Consider the following 20,283-nt stretch of genomic DNA (forward strand, 5'->3'; position numbering starts at 1 on the left):
CTGTGGATTGCTGGGACCAATATGAAATTGGTATTGAAACCGGTGTCAAGATAGATCAAATTGGTTTCGGAGAAATTTGCCGATTCGTTTCTGGAGTGGGCCGTATGACGGTCGTTCTGAGGGATTTCATTGAGGCGGAAGGATTGCAGCCAGGCGACCGGCTGCCACCTGAGCGCGATCTAGCGGTCAAGCTCGGGTTGCCGCGCACGGCCCTGCGGCGCATGCTGGCCGAGATGGAGCAAGAGGGGCGCCTTCTTCGTCATGTGGGGCGTGGCACTTTCGTCGCCGAGCGCGGCGCAACTGCAAGCACTCCGTACCGCGCACAGAATGCCTCCCGGAAGGAACTGTGGACTTATCCCGCTGAGGTCTTCGAAGCACGATTAATCATCGAGCCGAAGGTGGCCTCGCTCGCGGCGTTGCGGGCGACGCCCTACGAAACCGAAGAGATGCAGAAGGTCATCCAGCATGGCAGTACCGCCGCGACGCTGGCGGAGTTCGAGCGCTGGGACGCCGCGTTCCATCAATTAGTTGTGGCGGCGGCCCGCAACGGATTGCTGGCCTCGCTCTACGAAGGTATTCACTCGCTTCGGGCGGGGCGGCTTTGGGGACGCATGAAAGAGCAGTCTCTGACGAAAGAGCGTATGCAGGAGTATACGGCTCATCATCGCGCGATCTTGCAGGCGATCATTGACCGGGATGGTGGGCAGGCCGAACAAAGAATGCATAACCATATCTTGACCGCGAGAGCCAATATTCTCGGATCAGAGACAATGGCCTAAGAAGATATGGCCAACAATACTATCAGACTGCCGTACACTTTCGAGCGGGATGGCAGTCTTCTATTCAAGGCGGAGCACCTGACACTCTTTAACATACCCGCAGCGCGCGGATTGTCCGCCCGTCAGTCCTGGAGAAATGAGTGTCAGGCAGATGCAATGCAAAAGGTTGCGGCGATGTGCACCCGGGCCTGCCCGCAAGCAAGGTCATGGCCGCTTTCCTTCGGGCTGCCGGCGGCGCATGGCACGCTTATCCCGCCATTCATAAAGGGAATAGACAAGCGGGATGAACCACGGCTTGCCGCGGTAGAATGGTATGGCCTTCGGTGCGGGGTCGAAATCGAAGGCGGACTGCGCCTTTTCGGCTTCACCGAGGATCTTGAAGGCAGCCTTCTTGCCCAGCCAGCGGGCCCAGACCACTCCGGAACCGCAGAACCCGGTGGCGTAGACCGTATCGCCCGAGGTGAAAATCCGCGGCACCATGTCGCGATGCATGGCGACCTGGCCAAACCAACTATGCGTCAGGCCAACGCCCTCCAGCTCGGGGAAAATCCGGCCCAGTTCGCTGCGCAAATGGGTGGTCGGCGCCAGCGCGTCACCCGCCGTGGTGCCGTCCCGGCCGCCGAAGAGGATGCGCGATCCGTCCGCCGAAGGGCGATAGTAATAGCTGAGCTGGCGCATGTCGCCATACATCATGCGCTTCGGCATCAACCGGTCCATCGCGCCTTCGCCCAATGGCTCGGTAGCAATGATGCGGCTGCGCACTGGCACAATACGGCGACGCAGCCAAGGATCGAAGCCGTCCGTATAGGCATCCGTGCAGACCAGCACCTTCCTGGCGAAGACGTCGCCGCGCGACGTTCTCAAACGGACCCCGCCGGCCTCGGCGATCGTTCCCGTAACGGCTGTGTTCTCATGGATCACCGCCCCGGTTGCCGTTGCCACCCGTAGAATACCAGCAAGCAGCTTGGCCGGATGCAGGCCACCGGTATCCATCCGCACGAATCCACCCGTGTAGAAATCCGTCCCGATGTAGGTCGGCACGTCCAACCGGGCGACGGGATGAGCCTCGATGCCTAGCAAACGCCGCATCAGATCGGCGGAGCGGCTGAGTTCTTCGCATTCATCCGCGTTGATCGCGCCGACGAAGAGGCCGGAGAGATGGAAGTCACAGTCCACCTTCTCCTCCTTCAGAAAGGCCCAAAGGTCTTCCCGCGCGGCCTTTCCCTCCATCAGGATCTCGGTGGCGCGGGCCTCGCCGAATCTTCTGATCAACTCCTTGCGTCCGGGTCGAATGCTCCCGCTCGCCATGCCGCCGTTACGACTGGAAGCCGCCTGCCCCAGCGTCTGGCGATCAAAAAGCTGGACACTGCGACCGGCACGAGCAAGCTCAATGGCCGCTGAAAGTCCTGCATAGCCTCCCCCAACGATCGCCACGTCGCATTTGGGGACGACCGGGTGGACTATGGGAGGAGAGAAGGTGCAATCGTCCCACCAATAGGGCGTGGATTTGAAGGGGCCAGCGGAATCAGCGGTCATGGGAATATACCAGCTTTTGGTCGGATAAGCGCGGGCAAGCACAACCGGTTAATCACGTGAGACCCAGAGTTTGCGTGTGGTTTCGATGGCGCGCCATACGCCGGTGAAACCCGGATGCATGACGAAGGCGTCGCCAGCCGCGATGCGGCGCGGCTGGCAGCCATCCTCAATGAGTTCGGAGACACCCGAAAGGATGTAGCAGAACTCGAAAGTCTCGCCCTTAATCGAACGATAGGCGCCGGGCGTGACCTCCCAGACCCCTGCCTTCACGGCGCCGTCTGCGGTCTGGGCGATATCCCAGCTCAGAAAACGTGGATCGCCCTCCACAAGGCGGTCGGGCAGAGGCTGCCCTTCGCGTGGGCGCGGAAGAACATTCTGGTCGATGAACGTCAACTTGGACATGGGGATGTGGCCTTTCTGCGGGTTAAACGCCGTTCGCACCAAAGTTGCCGTTCCAGAAGCTTCAAGGCGGTCAGCCCAACGACATTGAGGGTGAGGTAGAAGACGGAAGTGATGATGAAGATGTCCATAATGGCGAAGGTTTCGCTCATCAGGCGTTTGGCCCAACCGGTGATTTCCAGCACAGCGATGGTTGAGGCGAGGCTGGATTCCTTGACGATGATGGCAACCTCACTGCTGTAGGATGGCAGCGCTTGTCGCAAAGCCAACGGGAACTTGATCCGGCGCAAGATAATCCAAGGTGACATGCCGCAGGCTTCCGCCGCCTCGATCAGCCCGCGCGGCAGCGACAGGAAGGCGGTGCGAAAGATTTCGGCTGTGTAGGCACCGGTGTTCAACAAGACCGCGAGAATGGCTGCGTGCAAGCCGTCGCCGATAAGCCACCAAATCACCGGATTGGCGCGAAGGAACCCGACCTGCCCTAATCCGTAGTAGATCACGAATATCTGCACCAGCATGGGCGTGCCGCGAAAGACAGCGCAATAGGCGTCGGCCGCCTTGCAAACCAAACGATTGCGCGAAGTGCGGGCGAGCGCCACCAGGATGCCGAATGGCAGTCCTAAGCCCACGCCGAATATCGAGATCAGAAGCGTGGTCTTTGCGCCGGTGAGAAGGAACGGAATCGCATAGGCAACAATGGTGAAATCCATTCTAACCTCCGCTGAAGCCGCGATTGATATGGCGCTCAGCCAGGCCGAACAGGGTCTGGCTGACCGCTGTCATGGCGAAGAACAGCGAAGCTGCGATGCAGTAGAAGAGAAGTGGCGAGCGCGTGATGCCGGCCGCGATAGCCGCCATACGCATGAGTTCCTGCATGCCGACGATTGAAACGAGCGAGGTGTCCTTGATCGTCATCTGCCAGACATTGTTGATCCCGCCGAGAGCAAGTCTCAACGCGAGTGGCAACGTGATTCTGAAAAAGGCGACCCCTGGAGGCAACGCCAGAGATTTCGCGGCTTCAAGAAGGCCTTTGGGAACGGCTTCCAAAGCGCCGCGCATCACCTCGATCGAATAGGCGCAGGAAATGGTCGCGATGGCGAGGATGCCGATGATGGAAGGGTAGGCACTTTCAGCCACGTCTCGGTAGCCGAAGGCGACGGCTATCTTCTGCACCCAGTCGACGGAGCCGAAGAACAGGAGATAGATCACAAGAAGGCCCGGCACGCCGCGGACGACGATACTGTAGACATCGACCATCTGGGACAGCACCGGGACCCGCTGCCAGCGCGCGATGGCAAACGGGACGGCTGCGATCAACCCGATCACCATGCCGACCAGCCCGATGCAGATCGTCACGAAGGCGCCGCGCAGCAAAGCGAGCCCCCAGCCCTGCTCCACAATCAGCGACCAGAAAGTTTCAAACATGGACGACACCCGTCGGGCCGTCGCGGGCTGCGACGGCCGGTTGTTGCGAGACGATCACTTCTTGCAGGGAATGGTGTAGTCGTCCTTGAACCACTTGAGTGAAGACTCCTTGATCTTACCTCCGTTGATCAAGTTGCAGAGCGCGGCATCTACCTTGGCCTTGAGTTCGGCATTGCCCTTGCGCAAACCGACGCCCATGCCGTGGCCGAGGGTTTCAGGATCGTTCATCGCCGTAATCTTCACGTCGATCTTAGTGAAGTTGGCACCGTCCGGCGTAGCGAGGAAATCCATCCAAGTCGGGGAGTCGCCGAAAGCAGCCTCTAGACGGCCAGCGGCAAGGTCGGCGGTCTGCTGAGTGGTGGCATCATAAGTCTTGAGATCGGCGCTGGTCGCGCGCTTGCCGATGAATTTGGCGTAGGTCGTGCCTGTCACGACGCCGACGCTCTTTCCAGCGAGCGCCTTTTCGATCTCCTCGAGACTCTTGAGCCCGGCAAGGGGGGAGTCTTTGGGGACCACGAAATAGAGCGGCGTAGTGGCGTACGGGATGGAGTAGTCGATCTTCTTCTGGCGCTCGGCAGTGATGCCAAGGCCGGAAATGATCACGTCGAAGCGGTCGCTATCCATGGAGGGAACCAGCGAGTTGAAAGCCTGCACCACGAATTTGCACTTCATCTTGAGTTCGGCGCAGATACCGTTGGCGACATCGGCGTCGAAGCCGGTGACGTTTCCGTTTGCGTCGGCCATGCTGAACAACGGCGCGTCGCCTTCCGTACCGACGCGTAGGACGCCTTCCTCGGCGCGCGCGGCTCCGGCTGCGGCGGCGAGCATGAAACCCGACAGGAAAATCGAGCGAAACGCTTGAACTGAAAGCATGAGTGTTACCCCTTTTTTCTTTGTTCTACTGAAGAAAACCGCGTTCACGCGGCGGCTGGCATGACGCTGGAGAGAAACCGTTTCACCGCCTCCGAGGCGGGGTTGCGAAACAACTCTTCCGGCGCATCGTCCTGCTCAAGCATACCTTTGCGCAGGAATATCATTCGGTTCGACACGTCGCGCGCAAACCGCATTTCATGGGTGACGAGAAGGATGGTCGCACCCTCCTCGGCAAGCGTGCGGATCACCTTCAGCACCTCGCCTACCAGTTCCGGATCGAGCGCGGAGGTGGGCTCGTCAAAAAGCATGATCTTTGGTCGCATCGCCAGCACCCGCGCGATCGCAACGCGCTGCTGTTGACCGCCCGAAAGCTGACTGGGATAGCGATCGCGGAACTCGGCCATGCCCACCTTGGAAAGCGCCGAAAGCGCCATGTCCTCGGCCTCCCGCCTTCCTTTCCCGAGCACGTAGACGAGCGCCTCCGTCACGTTGCCGATCACGGTTCGGTGCGGCCAGAGATTGAAGCTCTGGAACACCATGCCAGTCCGCTGGCGAAAGAGCCGGATCTTCGCGCGGTTGGTGATTTCGCTCTTGCCCGGTCGATTGGAGGTGATGGAGATCGCGTCGCCCATCACCTCGATCCTCCCGGAGGTCGGAGTCTCCAGAAAATTTATGCAGCGCAACAGCGTGCTCTTTCCCGAGCCGGACGCGCCGATAAGGGATATGACCTCCCCCTCTGCCATCTGGAAAGTGACGTCGTTAAGGATCCTGACTGCGCCGAAAGCCTTGCTGAGCTCATGGACCTTTAGAACCGGGGCCATGTCATGGCGTGTTCGGTTCCATTCAGCTTGCATCTTCTCAACACCGGACTGGGCCCGGTTGTCCGACGTCTGCGCGAGTTCGCTGATTGCTACTTGGCAATCGCTCCCGCTGCGGTAGGTGACGCCGCCGTCTTCAACGCATCGCCTCGAAACGGTTCGATATCCCTTGCTGTCAGTCACATTCATCGGCTCGCTGCCTCTAGCAATTACGCGCAACCAATCTCTTGGATTTATGAAACCAATATGAAATTGGTATCGCAACCGGTGTCAAGACAGATCAAATTGGTTGCGGAAAAAATCTGCTTACGTCTGCGGAAGTGGCTGTATGACGGTTATTTTGAACCAGGCGACCGGCTGCCTCCCGATCGCGATCTCGCGGGCGTGGCGTAGCCAACCGAAATGGTCGTGTCGCGCTAGTTGAAGTCGGTTGGCCCCTACGCCACACTTGTCGCGGATGACGTCGAGGCGGTGATACGCGATCTGAAAGATAAGCTCTCAGGCGAAATTCAAGTTGGTGGACCAGAACTGGCGCGAAGCTTAACCGATCTTGAGCTTATTGATGAGTATCGACTCTACTTCCGCCCCATCGTGCTTGGTCGGGCAAGCCATTCTTCGCCGGACCCCGGCCGCCGCTGCGCCCTGTGGCCAGCGATCGAATGGGCGAGGACGCGATCAAACTAACCTACGTTCCTGCTTAAACGCGCAAAGCGCCGGCGGATCGCGCTGGCACGGCAGGGCTATACCCGCCCATCTACGTTCGTCCCGCCCGGCGGCGACGTCACGCGCACGACAATCGGATACATAGCCATATAGCTACCTGTCTTGACGGCGCCGCCAGTTCACGTTACATAGCCTAATGGCTACCTTTCATCCTCAACTGCCCGCAATTTTCGCCGCGCTGTCGGATACGACGCGGCTCAAGGTCATCGAGCGCCTGGCAATGGGGCCAGCCTCGATCTCGGAGCTTTCCGCGCCGTTCGAAATGGCAGGCCCATCCTTTCTCAAGCACATGAAGGTGTTGGAGAGCGCCGGGTTGGTCCGGTCGGAAAAAAGGGGCCGGGTGCGTTCGGTCATGCTGATGCCGAATGCGCTGCAATGGGTGGATGAATGGGTCGGCCAGCATCGACGGCAATGGGAGCATCGGCTCGATAACTTGGGATCTTTTCTCGCTCAGGGAGATAATTGATGGACGAGCAGTCACAACACCACCGCGAATTCACGCTCGAACGCCTCTATCCGAATTGCAAGGAGCACGTTTGGGCCGCTTGGAGCATTCGAGAAAAGAAAGCGGCCTGGCTCGGAAGCGAGGGGCTGGAGATGGATTTCTCTCCCGGTGGGGCTGAGCGGAGTAGTTTTCGCAATTTCATGGGCGAGCATACAAACGAAGGTCGCTATTTCGAGATCAAGGAAGGGCAACGCATCGTGCTGGCCTATTCGATGGCGGTGAACGGGCGCGTCCATACAGTTTCGCTGGCGACAATCCTCTTTGAGGATGCAAGCGGCGGAACGCGACTTACCTATACCGAACAGATGTGCGTGATGCCGCCGAGCGACGGAATGGAAGGCCGTCAGCACGGATGGAGCGCATTGCTAGATAGTCTGACTGGTTATCTTGCTTCCGATACCGACAGACCGCGTAGGCATGAATGACGTTGCGGAGAAAACTCGGCCCTGAACGAATAGGCTTCAGAACCTCGCAGCCGCCCCCGGCCCGGCTCTGCGAAAAGAGACCCGGCTAGCAGGCTTTGGCGATAATAGCTCTGTCCGACGTCTTAAATTGCTGTCCTAACTTTCGCGTACATGAAAACCGCGAAAGTTAGGAATGCCTTGAACTCTGGCGCTTTCCGATCTAACTTTCCCGTATGTGAAATACGTGAAAGTTAGGCTCCATGGGCCTTTACCTCGTCGGAGAGACGATCGACAAGACCCGCAGTCACTATCTGGCCGAAACCGGCCGGCTGGTGCAGCTGATGCGCGGCATCTATGTCGACCGGGGCGACGATGTCGAGACGACCGTCCTGCGCCATGCGGTCCGGATCGCCCGCTACCTCTATCCGCACGCGTACCTGTCGGCAGCAACCGCGGTCCTGCTGGGTCCGACCCGCGACGGGCGCCTCTTCATCAGCGGACGCCGCAACCAGCGCACGCGCCTGCGCGGTCTTGAGATCATTCAAAACATTGCCCCCGATCATCCCGCGGTGGCCTCGGCCGTCGTTGGTGATGGCATGGGCGAGTTTCGCGTCGACGTCTCGGCCATCCGTCAGCGCTTTCTCGAAGCCTTCCGCCTGCGCAGTGAACACGCCGCGTCCATCGACGACGCCATGCGCGCGCAGATCGCCGACCGGCTCGTCGAGGAGTACGGCACGCCGCAAGGCGCCGCCGATGCGCTCTGGTCTCTCGCCCGCGAAAACCAGTGGTACCGCGAGGGCGAGCAGGCAGAACGCTACCTGCTCCACTGCCCCGCTGCCGCCCCAGTGCGCAATGAGGCCGCACTCGATCTTACCGTCGCTTGGCACGGTGCGCCGGTCGGCCACCTGACCCATGACGGATTTGAGTGGCGTTGGCGCGCGCAGGACTGGCGCGGCCCACCGCTGATCCGTCAGACCACCCCCGGCCGACTGCCGCCCTTCATCACCGCGTTGCTGCCAGAAGGCTGGCTGGCGTCGGTGCTGAAGAACCGCGATGAACGCGCGCAGCTGAAATCCGGCAAGCGCTACATGTCGAACATTACGATCGTCGACGATCCGCGCGAGCTCGCCGGGTTCCCGGCCGACGTGCTGACAACGCCGCTCGCCCGCTTCAAGACGGACGGTATCTTCACCGGGCGCTATGAAGGACCGGGACGCGGGTCGCTTCAGGACAGCTTTGAGCGCAATCTCGCCGCGATCTTCGCACGCAGCGATACGCCACGGCTCTCCGGCATCCAGATCAAGGCGCCGATGTTCCTTGCGGAGGATGGCGTGCTGCGGCCAAGCACCGGCCTGCCCTTCACACACATCCTGAAGCCCGCGGGCACCAGCGGGTTCGAGATCCTGCCCACAGTCGAGTACCTGTCGCTTACGCTTGGCGCGGCCGCGGGCTTCAACGCCCCCGCCATGGCCCTCGTGCCGATGCCCGACGGCATGCCGCCGGCGCTGATTGTCGAGCGCTTCGACATTCGCCGGGGCGGCAACGACACGCGGATGCTGGCGCTCGAGGATTTCACGTCGGTCCTTGGGGTACCAACGGAGGCTAAGTATGACGGCACGATCGAGCGCGTCGCCCGTTCGCTGCGTTCGCTGTCGACCGCGCCTGAGGAAGACTTGCTGCTCGTACTGCGGCGGGCGGTCTTTGCTTGGCTGATCGCCGACGGCGACATGCACCTCAAGAACCTCGCGCTGCTCAAGATCGCCGAGCCCGGTAGCGAACGCTTTGCCAGCGTGCGCCTGGCGCCGCTCTATGACGCGGTGACGACGCGGGTTTTCCCGCGCCTTGAGCGCGACCGCATAGCTCTCAAGCTAAACGGCAAGGACGACCGGCTACGCCGCGCTGATTTCAAAGCCCTCGCCGCCACGGTGGGAATCAAGGCCAGCGACGCCGACCGCGCCATCGATGCCATAGCCCAGTCCGTCGGCGCCGCGGCCGCGGAGCTGACAGTGCCGCCGCTGATCGCTCGCGGCAGTCCCGCCGCTGAAGCCGCCGCCACGATCCGCCGCCTTGTCGCCGAGCGCTTGGAGAGCCTCGGCTAGACCCTGGCCGCCGGCTCCCGCCTGAAGGCGGAGAAAGACGGCGTACTGATACGCGAGCTGATATTTGACCAGGAGCAGCCTGGCGATATCGAGCTGATCGGCATGGGGTTCGTCGTCTTCTTGGCCTCGAGGGCGGCCGTGACTACCCCGCGCCGTGCGCGCGATCCAGATCCTCAGCAATCTCCTGCCGGAGCTTCGGTCCCTTTGCGAGACGACGACCGCCTGCTCGGCAGGCAAATGGCGCGTCAGACAGGAGAGAATCCCCGCTCCGTCCGGCGGGGATTGGTGTTTCAGCACGATCAACGGTAACCCGAAGCGCGGGAACGGCATCCTCAACAACGAGATCTATGTCGGTAAGATCGTCTGGAACCGGCAGCGCTTCGTGAAGGAACCTGACACAGGCATGCGGCAGGCACGCCCCAACCCCGAGGCCCAATGGGTCATTCAGGAGGCGCCCGAGCTTCGCATCATTGATGACGACCTTTGGCAGGCGGTGAAAGCGCGTCAACAGGAAAACAAGATCGAACGGGACGATCACGGCCGCGCCAATGTGAGTGCGATTAAAAGCCGCCGACGCCCGAAATATCTCTTTTCCGGCCTCACTAAGTGCGCTTGCTGTGGTGGCGGCTATTCAGCGATTTCAGCCACGCTGATCGGCTTCTCGACAGCGCGCAACAAGGGCACTTGCGATAATCGCGTCAATATCCGCCGCGACGAGTTGGAGTCGCGCGCTGTCGGCGCTCCGAAATCGGATGCTCGATCCGAAAATCTTCGCCGAGTTTTGCGACGCCTATACGCAGGAAACAAATCGCCTGCGCATGCAGAGCCGCGCCAGCATCGAGGCCGCCCAGGCCGAGATCAAACGGATCGACCGCGAGGTTCAGAAACTGATGGACCTCTATCTCAAGGATGCCTTGTCCGTTGAGGAGGTAAAGGAGCGCGGGGACGTGTTGCGGGCGCGTAAGGCGGAACTGACGGATTTCCTGAGGGCCGCCGACGAGCCTCCCCCTGTCCTGCATCCGGCCATGGCCAGCCAATACCGGCTTCGCGTGCACCAGCTCCATGAAAGGCTACAAGATGATTCCGAAGAACAGCGGATCGAGGCTGCGAACGTCCTCCGCACCTTGATCGAGGACATCATCCTGACTCCAGAGGATGGCAAGATCGAGATCGACGTTCGGGGCGATGATTTGATAACGTCAGGCCACATTGCATGGATTAATGCGACAGGCCCCGAGGGCTGTAGCGGCTCCAGAGGATCAAGGCTGACGCGTCGTCGTTGCCGGGTGCCTATTCAAGTCCTTGCCATCGATCCGATCGCCACAGTTCCGGCTGCCAGCCTGGCAGCAATGCCAGGGGGCGTATCACGGAACCGCATCTCCCTCCACTCTCCTCGAACGCGGGAGAAATCTAGCCGGCGCGATGCCAGCCTGCTTCTGGAAGGTCGACGCTTCAGAGAATAAGACTAGCGAAGTTGTGTTCCAGACGCGTGGTCTCGTGCCGACGAGCCGCAGCAAGCGATCGGGTGAAGATGCCGCGAGCAACCGGAATTGGCCGAAGCCGCCATTGGTCCTGCAGGAAACGAAGTCCGTCTTTACGTCAAATTCCAACTCCTGGTCCGCCGCAACATAGCTCCGACTTCCTCGCGCACCGAGCGCCCGAAATGCCACCGATCCTGCCGACATCATAGCCACGCCTCGAGTAGAGCCTTCGTCTCGGGCACCTCGGCCCGGTTCTGTTCGCGCGGTAGAAGCAGAGGTTGGCGATGAAGCAGCATGGAATCGCCGAATTCATGCGTGCGGTATCGGTACGCGGCGAAGGCTGCGGAGGCCTTGGCGAGCTGAGCATCGTCGGCAAAGGCGCGCAGGAGCTCGAAATGGCTTTCGCCGGGCTGGTGGACGCCTGTGAGAATCGCGTCAACCACCCGAAGCCGCGTGCCCCGCGCGATGCGCCCTGTCGCGATGCCATTTCCTGCACGCGCACTGCCGTCGGGATTGGCGGCTGCCTCAAGCGCACGCACGACGCTCGTGCCGATCGCGATGATGCGGCTGCCGCGGAGCTTCGCCCGCGCGACCTGCATCGCCGTGCGCTCAGGGATGCGGTACGGCTCGTCGAAAGGGAGGCGCGAGTCGAGCGCGGGATCGCCGGTGGAAGAAACGCCCACGGCATGCGTGAGCGTTGCGAAGCCGACGTCGCGCCGACGCCAGGCTTGGAGCGTGAGCCAGTCGAGCGCAAAGCCTGCCGATGGCGCCTCGAACGCGACCGGCCCGGCGGCAATCGTCGTCCAAACATCCCACAGTGCCAACGGCTCGGGAACATGCGCGTATTGGATCGGCCGGCCGTGCTGCGCCAATCCCGCAAGCACGGCTGCGCGGTTGCCTGGAAAGCGCAGCTCGAGAAGGCGAAGATGGTCGAGCAGGCGCTCGACGACGGCTTCAAGCGGGCCGAGCCTCAGGCGATCGCCTGGTGACAGCGGAGGCGGAGGCAGCCGGTCTTCCGTGCGCGTGCGGTGATCGCCCGCGCCGAAGGCAAGCGCCGCGAAGCGGGTTGGATCGGGAAGTGACAGCCAGCCTGCCAGGCGGATCTCGATCGCCTCGCCGCTGGGGACATGCGTGCCGTGCAAGCTGGCAGGCAAGGTCGCGGCGTCATTGGCGACGACCAGGTCGCCGGGATCGAATAGCGTCGCAAGTCCAGCGCGCGGCAGGTCACTCGTCGTGCCGTTCGCCTCGACGACCAACAGCCTGGCGGAGCGCCGATCGGGACGGGCGGCGGCAATCATGCATCTGCCCCGGCGAGAAGCGCTGAGCGGACGGGCAACGCGTCGAGCATCTTTTCGATGATCTCGGCAGCAGCCAGTTCGGGGCGCTTCAAAGTCGCCGGATCGGCATCAGGGAGCGCCAGCGCATGCAGTGGGGTGTCCATATCGCCAGGGTCGAGCGCGAGGAGCTGTATGCCGTCGCCTCTCGCCTCCTCGTCCCAAATCGCCGTCAGATGGGCAAGAGCGGCCTTGCTCGCACCATACGCGCCCCAGCCGGGATAGGCGTTCACCGCCGCGTCGCTGGAGATGTTGATCACCAGCGCGCCATGGCCCCCGCGTGCGGACGCGGCAAGCGCACCGAACAGGGCTTTCGTCAGCCGGAACGCGCCGACGAGATTGACGGCAAGCGCCACTTCCAGCTCCTCGCATTCGGTATCGGCAAGGAGCGCCAGAGGGACAGGGCCGAGGCTCGACGCATTGTTGATCAGGACGTCGAGCCCACCGAGGCTGGCAGTGACCTGCAACGCGATCGGGTAGATGTCATCCTTCTTGCCAACGTCGCCGACAATACCGTGCGCGCCCGTCTCGTCGGCGACGCGTTCGACATTCGCAGCGGTGCGGGCAATGAAGGCGACGCACGCATTCATCGCGGTAAGTTGCTGCACAAGCGCCAGTCCTAGGCCGGACGTGCCGCCTGTGACCGCCACGCGAAGTCCCTGAAGATCGATATTCGTCTGCATTGCTGGTGCTCCTTCAATCTGGCGACCGTGCTACAAGTTCAAGTGAACTTGAAGTCAAGCGGGAATCGTGCTTTCGTTCATGCATGGATTCCATGCTGACCATCACCGACGTGTCGCGGCGCAGCGGCGTCGCCTCATCGGCCCTGCGTTTCTACGAGGAGCGCGGGCTGATCGCGTCCGAGCGGGCCGGCTCGGGACACAGACGCTATCCGCGATCCGTGCTGCGCCGGATCGCCTTCATCGTCTTCGCGCAGCGAATTGGGCTGACACTCGAGGAGATTGGCGCCGAGTTCACCAAGTTGCCAGCCGATCGCGTGCCGTCGCGTCGGGATTGGTCGCGGTTGTCTGGCCAGTGGACCAAGCGCATCGACCAGCGCATCGCCGAGTTGCAGCGCCTGAGGTCCGGGCTTACCGAGTGCATCGGTTGCGGCTGCCTCTCGATCGACCGGTGTAGCCTTGCGAATCCTGCCGATATGGCAGGACGCAAAGGGCCAGGGCCGAGGTATTGGCTGGGGTGAGTTGGCAGCGTGTGTGTCACTATTGCAGAGCATCGTGTCCCCCACCGCTTGCTTCCTAATCTGTAGGTCACAGGTTCGATTCCTGTCGGGTGAACCAGCAAAATCAATAGGTTATCAGTACTTTCGGCAGAACACCGACGCTCTCCCACATTTGCCCCCCAGATAGCAGCCGACAGGAGGTCGTCCTAGCGGTCTAACTCTCGGTTTGTGCAGGCTCTCGTTCGCCTCACCGCGCGACGCTCTTGTGATTTGGAAAAAATACATATATTGCTTTTCATATCGAGAAGAAATTCCCATCTTTTTTTCTATTTTATGAAAGCCAGGCCTTTGCGAGAACATCTCGATCAAACGGATCGGCGGCTGGTCAAGCTGTTGTCCCAGGACGCACAGCCCGGCATCAACCGCCTCGCCGAGACGATGGCTGTCTCGGTGCCGACGGTCCGCACGCGACTGCGCAACCTGCTTGACCGCAACCTGCTGAAGATCGTCGGGCTTCTGAATCTGACCGAGCGCCCGGAGTTGATCTCGGCCATTGTCGGAATCAATGCACAGGGACGCGGCCGTGCACGCGAACTGGCGCAGCGCATCTCCGAACTGCCCTTCGTCAATTCGGCCTCAGTGGTCACCGGGCGCTTTGACATCATCGTCGACGTGACCGTGGCCGGTGACGTCGCCGATCTCTACCGCATCACCAGCGAGCTGATCCCCGGCGCCGGCATACCCGGCGAAGTGGTGCGCAGCGAGACCTTCGTCGTCATGGCCTCCTGCAACAAATGGGTCAGCCTGCCGGAAGGCTGCTGGTCGGAAGAGGCGCCGGTACGCAAGGAGCCGGCATGAAGATCGCTGTTCTCGGCGGCCTTGGCCTGCAAGGCCGCGCGGCGATCGCCGATCTCGTCGCCAGCGCCGATGTCGAGGAAATCGTGTGTATCGACACCGCCTCTGACGGCCCTGCCCGCCTTGGCGGCCTAACCGACCTCGCTCGCGTGCGTTTCGTTGTGCCCGAGAACACGATTGGCTCGGCATTCCACAACGTGCTGGCCGATGTCGATGCCGTCATCGACCTGCTGCCGCAACCGCTGATGCGCGAGGCAGTGCTAGCCGCGATCGAGACGCGCACGCCGCTGGTCACCACCAACTACGGAAAAACGATCGCCGATCTGGCCCCCGCAGCCGAACGGGCCAGCGTTTCGATCATGACCGAATGCGGGCTCGATCCCGGCATCGACCTCGTGCTTTACGCGCGCGCCGCCCGACAGTTCGACTCTATTGCGTCGATCGATTCCTATTGCGGTGGCATCCCCGAGCCGAAGGCGATGGCCAAGCCGCTCTGCTACAAGGTGAGCTGGAACTTCGACATGGTTCTGGTCAGCCAGAACCGCGACAGCGTCATGATCGAAGACGGCGAGCACGTTGCGGTGCCTGCCAGCCAGCAGCACGACAACCGTTTCATCCACCAGATCGAGGTCGCGGGGCTTGGCCGGCTGGAAGCGTTCCCCAATGGCGACGCGCTGCACTATGTCGAGATGCTGGCCGCCGCCAAGGGGCTGCAGCGTTCGGGCCGCTATACGCTGCGCTGGCCGGGCTGGTCGGCGTTCTGGGCGCCGCTGAAGGAACTCGGATTCCTCTCCGAAGACAAGGTGCCCGGCACGAGCGCCAGCCCGCGCGAATTTCTCGGCCGGCTGCTCGGCCCGCAATTGCAGTATGGCGCCGACGAGAAGGACCTTTGCGTGATGCGCAATGTCTTTTCTGGTCTCGAAGACGGTCGCCGCAAGACGGTGACATCGGACCTGATCATCGAACGCGACCTCGCCTCCGGTCTGTTCGGCATGAGCCTCGGCGTCGGCTATCCCGCCAGCATCGTGGCGCAGATGCTGGCGCGGCGCGAGATCACCACACCAGGCCTTTTGAATCCACTGCAGCATGTGCCCGACACCAGCTTCTTCGACGAGCTGGGCAGGCGCGGCATCAGGGTTGCCGAGACGGTGGCCTGGGACTGAGGAGGAGATTTTCGAACGGTGGCTGCCGCTGGCAACGGTGCCGCTGCTCAAGAAAGAGCCCAAGGGAATCCGCGGGCAGAACAACAACCACAACGGGAGGAATGCCACATGAAGATTGCCAGACTTTTCATCGCCGGACTTGCGCTTGCCGGCCTTGCCACGGCGGCCAGTGCCGGAACGCTCGACGACATCACCAAGCGCGGCGAATTGCGCGTCGCGGTGCAGACGCAAGGACCGCCCTTCTCGCTGGTCGGCGCCAATGGCGAACGCACCGGCAGCTCGGTTGAACTGGCCGAACTGATGGCCAAGGAAATGGGCGTCAAGATCACCTTCCTGGACTATGACTGGGACGGGCTGATCCCGGCGCTGCTTTCAGGCAAGGCCGACCTGCTCGTCGCCGACATGACGCCGACGCTGGCGCGCGGCATGAAGGTCGCCTTCACCACGCCCTACATGTACACGGGCAGCACCGTCTTCACCAAGGCCGACAGCAAGTTCAAAACCACCGAGGACTGCAAGGCCAAAGGTACCAAGATCGCCGTGCTGTTGGGCGCCACAGGCGAGAAGGAAGCCAAGAACGCCTTCCCCGATGCCGACATCAAGAGCTACAAGGGCGGCGGCCCGCTGCTGCTCGACGCCGTCAACAACGGCCAGGCCGATTGCGGCGTCAACGACGTCTCGGCGGTCAAGGGCCAGTCGACCGCCTATCCGGCCGGCACCTTCACCATCATGCCGGAGCTTTTGTCGAAGGAGCCGCTCGCCTTCGCCACCCGCTATGACGAGCCGGACCTGCTTGTCTGGATGAACCTGTTTCTCAACCAGGTCAGCATCGACGGCCGCCTGCAGAAGAACCTCGACTACTGGGTCAATTCCGACGCCTGGAAGAAGGACCACTAGGCAGCGATAGATCCGAGCGGTTTCGCGCCGCGAAGCCGCTCGGAATTCGCTTTGTCCGTCTCGGGAACTCCGTCCAGCGATGCTCGAAAATTTCAGCTTCCGCACCATCGTCGAATATCTGCCGCTGTTCGGGCAGGGCCTCATCACGACCGTCTGGCTGTCGGCGCTGTCCTTTGCCGGCGCGCTGACCGTCGGCATCGTGCTCGCCGCCATGAACCTGCAGCGCGGCTGGCTGTTTCGCGTGCCGGCCAAGGCTTATATCGACGCGGTGCGCGCCACGCCCTTGCTGGCGCAGCTCTATTTCCTCTATTTCGGCCTGCCGCGGCTCGGCCTGGTCCTTCCCGAACTCGTTGTCGGCATCATCGCCTTGTCGCTGAACAGCGGCGCCTATGTCGCGGAAATCATCCGCGCTGGCATCCTGTCGATCCCGCGCGGCCAGGTGGAAGCCGGCGTCGCTTCCGGCATGACTTACGTCCAGCGCATACGCCTGGTCATCCTGCCGCAAGCCTTCAAGGTGACGATCCCACCACTGCTCGGCCAAGCGATCGTGCTGGTCAAGGATTCGGCGCTGCTGTCGCTGATCTCGGTTTCCGAACTGACGCGTGCCGGCCAACTGCTCGCCTCCGACCGCTTCATGCCAGCGGAAGGTTTTCTAACCATCGCCGCTTTTTATCTCCTGCTCTACTATTGCCTCAAAGGGCTGGCGGCGCTGTCCGGTCGCTGGCTCGGCTTGCAGCCGGCAAGGAGCAGCACATGATCTGGCAGCAGCTGCAAAGCCTGGCCGGCAGCTATCCCCTCGCCTTGCGCGGCCTCGGCATGACCGTCGTTCTATCGCTGATCAGCCTGGTGCTCGGCACGCTGCTCGGCTTTGGCCTCGGCATATTGCGGACTGGGGGCAACCGGCTGATCGGCAGCGCCATCGGCGCGTGGATAGACCTGATCCGCGGAACGCCGTTTCTGGTTCAGATCTTCCTGATCTTCTTCATCCTGCCGGAATTCGGCGTCGAGCTCGATGCTTTCACCGCCGGGGTCATCGCGCTGACCAATCTGGCTGCCTGCTTCATCTGCGAGATCGTCGCCGCCGGCATCCGCTCGGTGCCTACCGGCCAGGTCGAAGCTGCGCTAGCATCCGGCCTGTCACGCTGGCAGCGGCTGCGCCAAGTAGTGCTGCCGCAAGCAATGCGCATCGTGCTGCCGCCGCTGGTCGGGCAATATGTACTGTTGATCAAGGATTCTTCGGTCGTCTCGGCGATTGGGTTGACCGACCTCACCCGCGTCGGCTGGCTAGTGGTGCAGCGGGTGCCCAACGGCCTGCTGGTCTTCTTCCTGGTCGGTGTCGGCTATTTCATGGTCTGCTATCCACTGATCATGCTCGCGCGCCGGCTCGAACGCCGCATGGGCGCGGTGCATGGCGAGGTGCAACTGTGACATCATCTGCTCAATCCAAAGGTCGCACCGGTATGATCGAGTTTCGCGGCGTCAACAAATGGTTCGGCGCGCTCAACGTGCTGAAGGACATTACGCTCAGCGTCGAACCGCGCGAAGTGGTCGTCGTCTGCGGCCCGAGCGGCTCCGGCAAGAGCACGCTCATCCGCTGCATCAATGGCCTGGAAGCGATCAAGGACGGCGATCTCCTCGTCGACAGCCAGCGCCTTGGCGACCCCGCCACCAACATGACGCAGTTGCGCACCGAGATCGGCTTCGTCTTCCAGTCGTTCAACCTCTATCCGCACAAGACGGCACTTGAGAACGTGACACTGGCGCCGATCCATGTCCGCAAGATCCCGCGTGCCGAGGCCGAGAAGGCCGGGCGCGAATTGCTGGCCAAGGTCGGGCTGGCCGACAAGGTCAACGCCTACCCGGCGCAACTCTCCGGCGGCCAGCAGCAGCGCGTGGCTATCGCGCGCAGCCTTGGCATGCGGCCCAAGATCATGCTGTTCGACGAGCCTACCTCGGCACTCGACCCCGAGATGATTTCTGAAGTGCTCGACGTCATGGTCGCGGTCGCCGAGGAAGGCATGACCATGATGGTGGTGACCCACGAGATGGGCTTCGCCCGCAAGGTCGCCCAGCGCGTGGTGTTCATGGATGCCGGCGCCATCGTCGAAAGCGGCAACCCGAACGAATTCTTCTCGCACCCTAAGACCGACCGCAGCCGCGCCTTCCTGAGCAAGATCCTCAGACACTAACCGGCGCGCTACCGGCTGTCCTCGCCTACCTTCAGCAACCGAATTGGGTGACTGCACTGTATTGGCGGTATCCCTCCACAGACTCGAACCCACGAGTGGCGAGCAAACGCGGCCTTAGGTGGATCTGAAAAGCTCGCCTGCTGAAACCCTGAGGAAAGTAACGGCTCGTTCACTATAAGCCGGCCCTTCTCATCGCGTGGTCCTCGACCGCTTCGTCTCAACGGATGCCAGAATCATGTCGGGCGACGACAAGGCCAGCGGACCGGCGGCAGCAATGCAGCGACTGAATGCAGCATATCCATCGGGACGACGAGCGCGTCACCGAATGTGGATCAAGCTCGTAGGCGCTTACCTGCTCCTACCGGGCACACAACCAGTGTGGGGCTCACGAAGGGAACGAGCCTTATCTCGCTGTAACGGAACCTCCGAGAAATGCAGCTTCGAATTCGGCCCGCAGCTCGTCTTCGCGTCCGAGATACCGCGGCGAAAGGTGTATCTGGTGGGCGGAGATCGCGCCGGCTTGCCTGGCGATCGCGCCTGCCTGCGCGGCGGTCAGATGCTTCTTCGCCGCCGCGAGGTCTCGATCTTCCTCCAGCAATCCGCCTTCGATGAAAAGCTGATCGGCGCCGCGCACCAAGTTACAGAGACGAGTGACGTTCTCCGGACCGAAGGCTAAATCGGTTGCATAGGCGATGCGTTGGCCCGGCGCACAGACCAGCACCTGGTCCCGCAGCAGTTCCCCAAGCGTTACCTTCTTGCCTGCACTCGGCTTGAACTCGGTAGCCGCACCGGCGCCGCGTCGCGCCGCCCGCTTGGCGTTTGCAAGCCAAGGTCCGACGGGAAGATCGAGTTCATCCAGGCGCGACCTGTGCACATTGACCCGCAGCTTTTCCTGGAAGGCGAAGGCCAAGCAAGGAATGCCGTGATCGAGCGTCACGGCTTCGATAGCGAAATCTGGATCGTCCAAGGGGAGCCGAGTGCTCGAGTTCTGCCAATCTTGCCGCGCGAAAGCCGTGCGAGCCCGGAAGACAGCTGCGGTGGCAAAGCCTTCCTCCGTCCAGTCGGAAGCGACGATCGTAAAGTCCTGCGACCGCTCGTTGAGGAGGTTCCACGTGTAAGCCCCCAGCTTAGCCTCGACAGCGTCCGTCAGTCCGGGCGGGCCGATGATATGGACCTGCTTGTCACGGTAGAGCGACACCCCGAGCAAGCGATCGAACCCGCTGAAGTGGTCCATGTGCATGTGCGACACGAACACGTGCGAAACGCGCAGGATCTCACGTGGCGAAAGGGCCGACAGATCGCCGAGGTCAAAGAGGACTGCCCTACTGCCGAAGCGGAAATCGAGAAGCAGTCCCGGGTCGGAAAACGGCTCATTCACTAAGCGCGGCTGGACGAGAAGAGTCATGATAGGGAAGGCAAGAGTTGCATCCTCCAAAACTCAGGACGCGTGCCGTTCGTTCCGGAGATGAAAGTCGGCGTTCCTCTCAAACGCAAAGAACCGCCCCGATTGATCAGATCGGGGCGGTTATGGATTTATGATGAAAGTGGTTGCGGGGACACGCAGCCACCGATACCGACATCCGGTGATCGCCGAGATTTGACAATTCCCTGCCGCATCACCTG

At 61.8% G+C, this 20,283-nt stretch carries 21 protein-coding genes and 2 pseudogenes; 14 read left to right on the forward strand and 9 right to left on the reverse strand.

From position 1 onward, the window contains the following. The first annotated feature begins 104 nt into the window (after nucleotides 1-104). Nucleotides 105-779 (forward strand): FadR/GntR family transcriptional regulator, encoded by a 675-nt coding sequence (locus tag DH10_RS23910; RefSeq protein WP_192248685.1) that lies wholly within the window; start codon nucleotides 105-107, stop codon nucleotides 777-779. A 204-nt stretch (nucleotides 780-983) separates the two neighbouring features. Here the strand turns inward: DH10_RS23910 and DH10_RS23915 are convergent, their stop codons facing one another. The 6 genes from DH10_RS23915 to DH10_RS23940 form a co-directional block, all read right to left on the reverse strand. Then, nucleotides 984-2,315 carry an NAD(P)/FAD-dependent oxidoreductase gene (locus DH10_RS23915; RefSeq protein WP_192248682.1) on the reverse strand — a complete coding sequence of 444 codons (1,332 nt, stop codon included), beginning with the start codon at nucleotides 2,313-2,315 and terminating at the stop codon, nucleotides 984-986. 48 nt (nucleotides 2,316-2,363) lie between these two features. After that, on the reverse strand, nucleotides 2,364-2,717 hold the full coding sequence (locus tag DH10_RS23920) for a cupin domain-containing protein (RefSeq protein WP_192248680.1): 354 nt from the start codon (nucleotides 2,715-2,717) through the stop codon (nucleotides 2,364-2,366). Then, the gene (locus tag DH10_RS23925) at nucleotides 2,705-3,424 is read right to left on the reverse strand and encodes an ABC transporter permease (protein WP_192248677.1); all 720 of its coding nucleotides are present in this window, start codon (nucleotides 3,422-3,424) and stop codon (nucleotides 2,705-2,707) included. The genes DH10_RS23920 and DH10_RS23925 overlap by 13 nt, the downstream gene beginning before the upstream one ends. Nucleotide 3,425: 1 nt before the next feature. Beyond that, nucleotides 3,426-4,139: an ABC transporter permease gene (locus tag DH10_RS23930; protein ID WP_192248674.1), complete on the reverse strand. Its 714-nt coding sequence runs from the start codon at nucleotides 4,137-4,139 to the stop codon at nucleotides 3,426-3,428. A gap of 54 nt (nucleotides 4,140-4,193) precedes the next feature. After that, nucleotides 4,194-4,967 (reverse strand): transporter substrate-binding domain-containing protein, encoded by a 774-nt coding sequence (locus DH10_RS23935; RefSeq protein WP_376774858.1) that lies wholly within the window; start codon nucleotides 4,965-4,967, stop codon nucleotides 4,194-4,196. Nucleotides 4,968-5,056: 89 nt separating this feature from the next. Then, on the reverse strand, nucleotides 5,057-5,833 hold the full coding sequence (locus DH10_RS23940) for an amino acid ABC transporter ATP-binding protein (RefSeq protein WP_192249199.1): 777 nt from the start codon (nucleotides 5,831-5,833) through the stop codon (nucleotides 5,057-5,059). Nucleotides 5,834-6,200: 367 nt separating this feature from the next. On the opposite strand from DH10_RS23940, the pseudogene DH10_RS23945 reads away from it, so the two are divergent. The 6 genes and pseudogenes from DH10_RS23945 to DH10_RS37185 all read left to right on the forward strand — a co-directional run. Further along, nucleotides 6,201-6,531, forward strand: a pseudogene (locus DH10_RS23945) (dihydrofolate reductase family protein); the annotation flags it as partial. Nucleotides 6,532-6,689: 158 nt separating this feature from the next. Beyond that, nucleotides 6,690-7,019, forward strand: coding sequence for an ArsR/SmtB family transcription factor (locus DH10_RS23950; RefSeq protein ID WP_192248670.1), 330 nt, complete (start codon nucleotides 6,690-6,692; stop codon nucleotides 7,017-7,019). Next, nucleotides 7,019-7,483 (forward strand): SRPBCC domain-containing protein, encoded by a 465-nt coding sequence (locus DH10_RS23955; protein ID WP_192248667.1) that lies wholly within the window; start codon nucleotides 7,019-7,021, stop codon nucleotides 7,481-7,483. Before DH10_RS23950 ends, DH10_RS23955 begins: the two co-directional genes overlap by 1 nt. A gap of 239 nt (nucleotides 7,484-7,722) precedes the next feature. Next, nucleotides 7,723-9,561 (forward strand): type II toxin-antitoxin system HipA family toxin, encoded by a 1,839-nt coding sequence (locus DH10_RS23960; protein ID WP_192248665.1) that lies wholly within the window; start codon nucleotides 7,723-7,725, stop codon nucleotides 9,559-9,561. 154 nt (nucleotides 9,562-9,715) lie between these two features. Beyond that, nucleotides 9,716-10,228: pseudogene (locus DH10_RS37980) on the forward strand (recombinase family protein); the annotation flags it as partial. An 85-nt stretch (nucleotides 10,229-10,313) separates the two neighbouring features. Then, nucleotides 10,314-11,024 carry a hypothetical protein gene (locus DH10_RS37185; RefSeq protein ID WP_246811634.1) on the forward strand — a complete coding sequence of 237 codons (711 nt, stop codon included), beginning with the start codon at nucleotides 10,314-10,316 and terminating at the stop codon, nucleotides 11,022-11,024. Between the two features lie 221 nt (nucleotides 11,025-11,245). Here the strand turns inward: DH10_RS37185 and DH10_RS23970 are convergent, their stop codons facing one another. Together DH10_RS23970 and DH10_RS23975 are read right to left on the reverse strand one after the other, a co-directional pair. Further along, entirely contained in the window at nucleotides 11,246-12,340 is a 1,095-nt protein-coding gene (locus DH10_RS23970; protein WP_192385408.1) for an S-adenosylmethionine:tRNA ribosyltransferase-isomerase, read from the reverse strand. Further along, entirely contained in the window at nucleotides 12,337-13,059 is a 723-nt protein-coding gene (locus DH10_RS23975; RefSeq protein WP_192385409.1) for an SDR family NAD(P)-dependent oxidoreductase, read from the reverse strand. The genes DH10_RS23970 and DH10_RS23975 overlap by 4 nt, the downstream gene beginning before the upstream one ends. A gap of 83 nt (nucleotides 13,060-13,142) precedes the next feature. Here DH10_RS23975 and soxR point away from each other — a divergent pair, with 83 nt between their 5' ends. The 7 genes from soxR (at nucleotide 13,143) to DH10_RS24010 (ending at nucleotide 18,660) form a co-directional block, all read left to right on the forward strand. Then, nucleotides 13,143-13,577 carry a redox-sensitive transcriptional activator SoxR gene (gene soxR / locus DH10_RS23980; RefSeq protein ID WP_192385410.1) on the forward strand — a complete coding sequence of 145 codons (435 nt, stop codon included), beginning with the start codon at nucleotides 13,143-13,145 and terminating at the stop codon, nucleotides 13,575-13,577. A gap of 327 nt (nucleotides 13,578-13,904) precedes the next feature. Continuing rightward, complete coding sequence (locus tag DH10_RS23985; protein ID WP_192385411.1) at nucleotides 13,905-14,414, forward strand: AsnC family transcriptional regulator; 510 nt, start codon at nucleotides 13,905-13,907, stop codon at nucleotides 14,412-14,414. Beyond that, a complete protein-coding gene (locus DH10_RS23990; RefSeq protein ID WP_192385412.1) occupies nucleotides 14,411-15,574 on the forward strand; it encodes a saccharopine dehydrogenase family protein in 1,164 nt (387 codons plus the stop codon). Before DH10_RS23985 ends, DH10_RS23990 begins: the two co-directional genes overlap by 4 nt. 108 nt (nucleotides 15,575-15,682) lie before the next feature. Further along, entirely contained in the window at nucleotides 15,683-16,471 is a 789-nt protein-coding gene (locus DH10_RS23995; protein WP_192385413.1) for an ABC transporter substrate-binding protein, read from the forward strand. A gap of 79 nt (nucleotides 16,472-16,550) precedes the next feature. Then, nucleotides 16,551-17,228: an amino acid ABC transporter permease gene (locus DH10_RS24000; protein ID WP_192385414.1), complete on the forward strand. Its 678-nt coding sequence runs from the start codon at nucleotides 16,551-16,553 to the stop codon at nucleotides 17,226-17,228. After that, complete coding sequence (locus tag DH10_RS24005; protein ID WP_192385415.1) at nucleotides 17,225-17,899, forward strand: amino acid ABC transporter permease; 675 nt, start codon at nucleotides 17,225-17,227, stop codon at nucleotides 17,897-17,899. Before DH10_RS24000 ends, DH10_RS24005 begins: the two co-directional genes overlap by 4 nt. 32 nt (nucleotides 17,900-17,931) lie before the next feature. Further along, a complete protein-coding gene (locus DH10_RS24010; protein ID WP_192385416.1) occupies nucleotides 17,932-18,660 on the forward strand; it encodes an amino acid ABC transporter ATP-binding protein in 729 nt (242 codons plus the stop codon). Between the two features lie 403 nt (nucleotides 18,661-19,063). Here the strand turns inward: DH10_RS24010 and DH10_RS24015 are convergent, their stop codons facing one another. Continuing rightward, entirely contained in the window at nucleotides 19,064-20,065 is a 1,002-nt protein-coding gene (locus DH10_RS24015; RefSeq protein ID WP_192385417.1) for an MBL fold metallo-hydrolase, read from the reverse strand. Nucleotides 20,066-20,283 lie beyond the last annotated feature (218 nt).

The organism is Mesorhizobium silamurunense (genome assembly GCF_014843825.1).
Taxonomy (GTDB): domain Bacteria; phylum Pseudomonadota; class Alphaproteobacteria; order Rhizobiales; family Rhizobiaceae; genus Mesorhizobium; species Mesorhizobium silamurunense.

Coding starts and splice junctions, on each gene's coding strand:
- DH10_RS23910 (WP_192248685.1), top strand. CDS start 105: ATGACGGTCGTTCTGAGGGATTTCATTGAGGCGGAAGGATTGCAGCCA.
- DH10_RS23915 (WP_192248682.1), bottom strand. CDS start 2,315: ATGACCGCTGATTCCGCTGGCCCCTTCAAATCCACGCCCTATTGGTGG.
- DH10_RS23920 (WP_192248680.1), bottom strand. CDS start 2,717: ATGTCCAAGTTGACGTTCATCGACCAGAATGTTCTTCCGCGCCCACGC.
- DH10_RS23925 (WP_192248677.1), bottom strand. CDS start 3,424: ATGGATTTCACCATTGTTGCCTATGCGATTCCGTTCCTTCTCACCGGC.
- DH10_RS23930 (WP_192248674.1), bottom strand. CDS start 4,139: ATGTTTGAAACTTTCTGGTCGCTGATTGTGGAGCAGGGCTGGGGGCTC.
- DH10_RS23935 (WP_376774858.1), bottom strand. CDS start 4,967: ATGCTCGCCGCCGCAGCCGGAGCCGCGCGCGCCGAGGAAGGCGTCCTA.
- DH10_RS23940 (WP_192249199.1), bottom strand. CDS start 5,833: ATGGCCCCGGTTCTAAAGGTCCATGAGCTCAGCAAGGCTTTCGGCGCA.
- DH10_RS23950 (WP_192248670.1), top strand. CDS start 6,690: ATGGCTACCTTTCATCCTCAACTGCCCGCAATTTTCGCCGCGCTGTCG.
- DH10_RS23955 (WP_192248667.1), top strand. CDS start 7,019: ATGGACGAGCAGTCACAACACCACCGCGAATTCACGCTCGAACGCCTC.
- DH10_RS23960 (WP_192248665.1), top strand. CDS start 7,723: ATGGGCCTTTACCTCGTCGGAGAGACGATCGACAAGACCCGCAGTCAC.
- DH10_RS37185 (WP_246811634.1), top strand. CDS start 10,314: ATGCTCGATCCGAAAATCTTCGCCGAGTTTTGCGACGCCTATACGCAG.
- DH10_RS23970 (WP_192385408.1), bottom strand. CDS start 12,340: ATGATTGCCGCCGCCCGTCCCGATCGGCGCTCCGCCAGGCTGTTGGTC.
- DH10_RS23975 (WP_192385409.1), bottom strand. CDS start 13,059: ATGCAGACGAATATCGATCTTCAGGGACTTCGCGTGGCGGTCACAGGC.
- soxR (WP_192385410.1), top strand. CDS start 13,143: ATGGATTCCATGCTGACCATCACCGACGTGTCGCGGCGCAGCGGCGTC.
- DH10_RS23990 (WP_192385412.1), top strand. CDS start 14,411: ATGAAGATCGCTGTTCTCGGCGGCCTTGGCCTGCAAGGCCGCGCGGCG.
- DH10_RS23995 (WP_192385413.1), top strand. CDS start 15,683: ATGAAGATTGCCAGACTTTTCATCGCCGGACTTGCGCTTGCCGGCCTT.
- DH10_RS24000 (WP_192385414.1), top strand. CDS start 16,551: ATGCTCGAAAATTTCAGCTTCCGCACCATCGTCGAATATCTGCCGCTG.
- DH10_RS24005 (WP_192385415.1), top strand. CDS start 17,225: ATGATCTGGCAGCAGCTGCAAAGCCTGGCCGGCAGCTATCCCCTCGCC.
- DH10_RS24010 (WP_192385416.1), top strand. CDS start 17,932: ATGATCGAGTTTCGCGGCGTCAACAAATGGTTCGGCGCGCTCAACGTG.
- DH10_RS24015 (WP_192385417.1), bottom strand. CDS start 20,065: ATGACTCTTCTCGTCCAGCCGCGCTTAGTGAATGAGCCGTTTTCCGAC.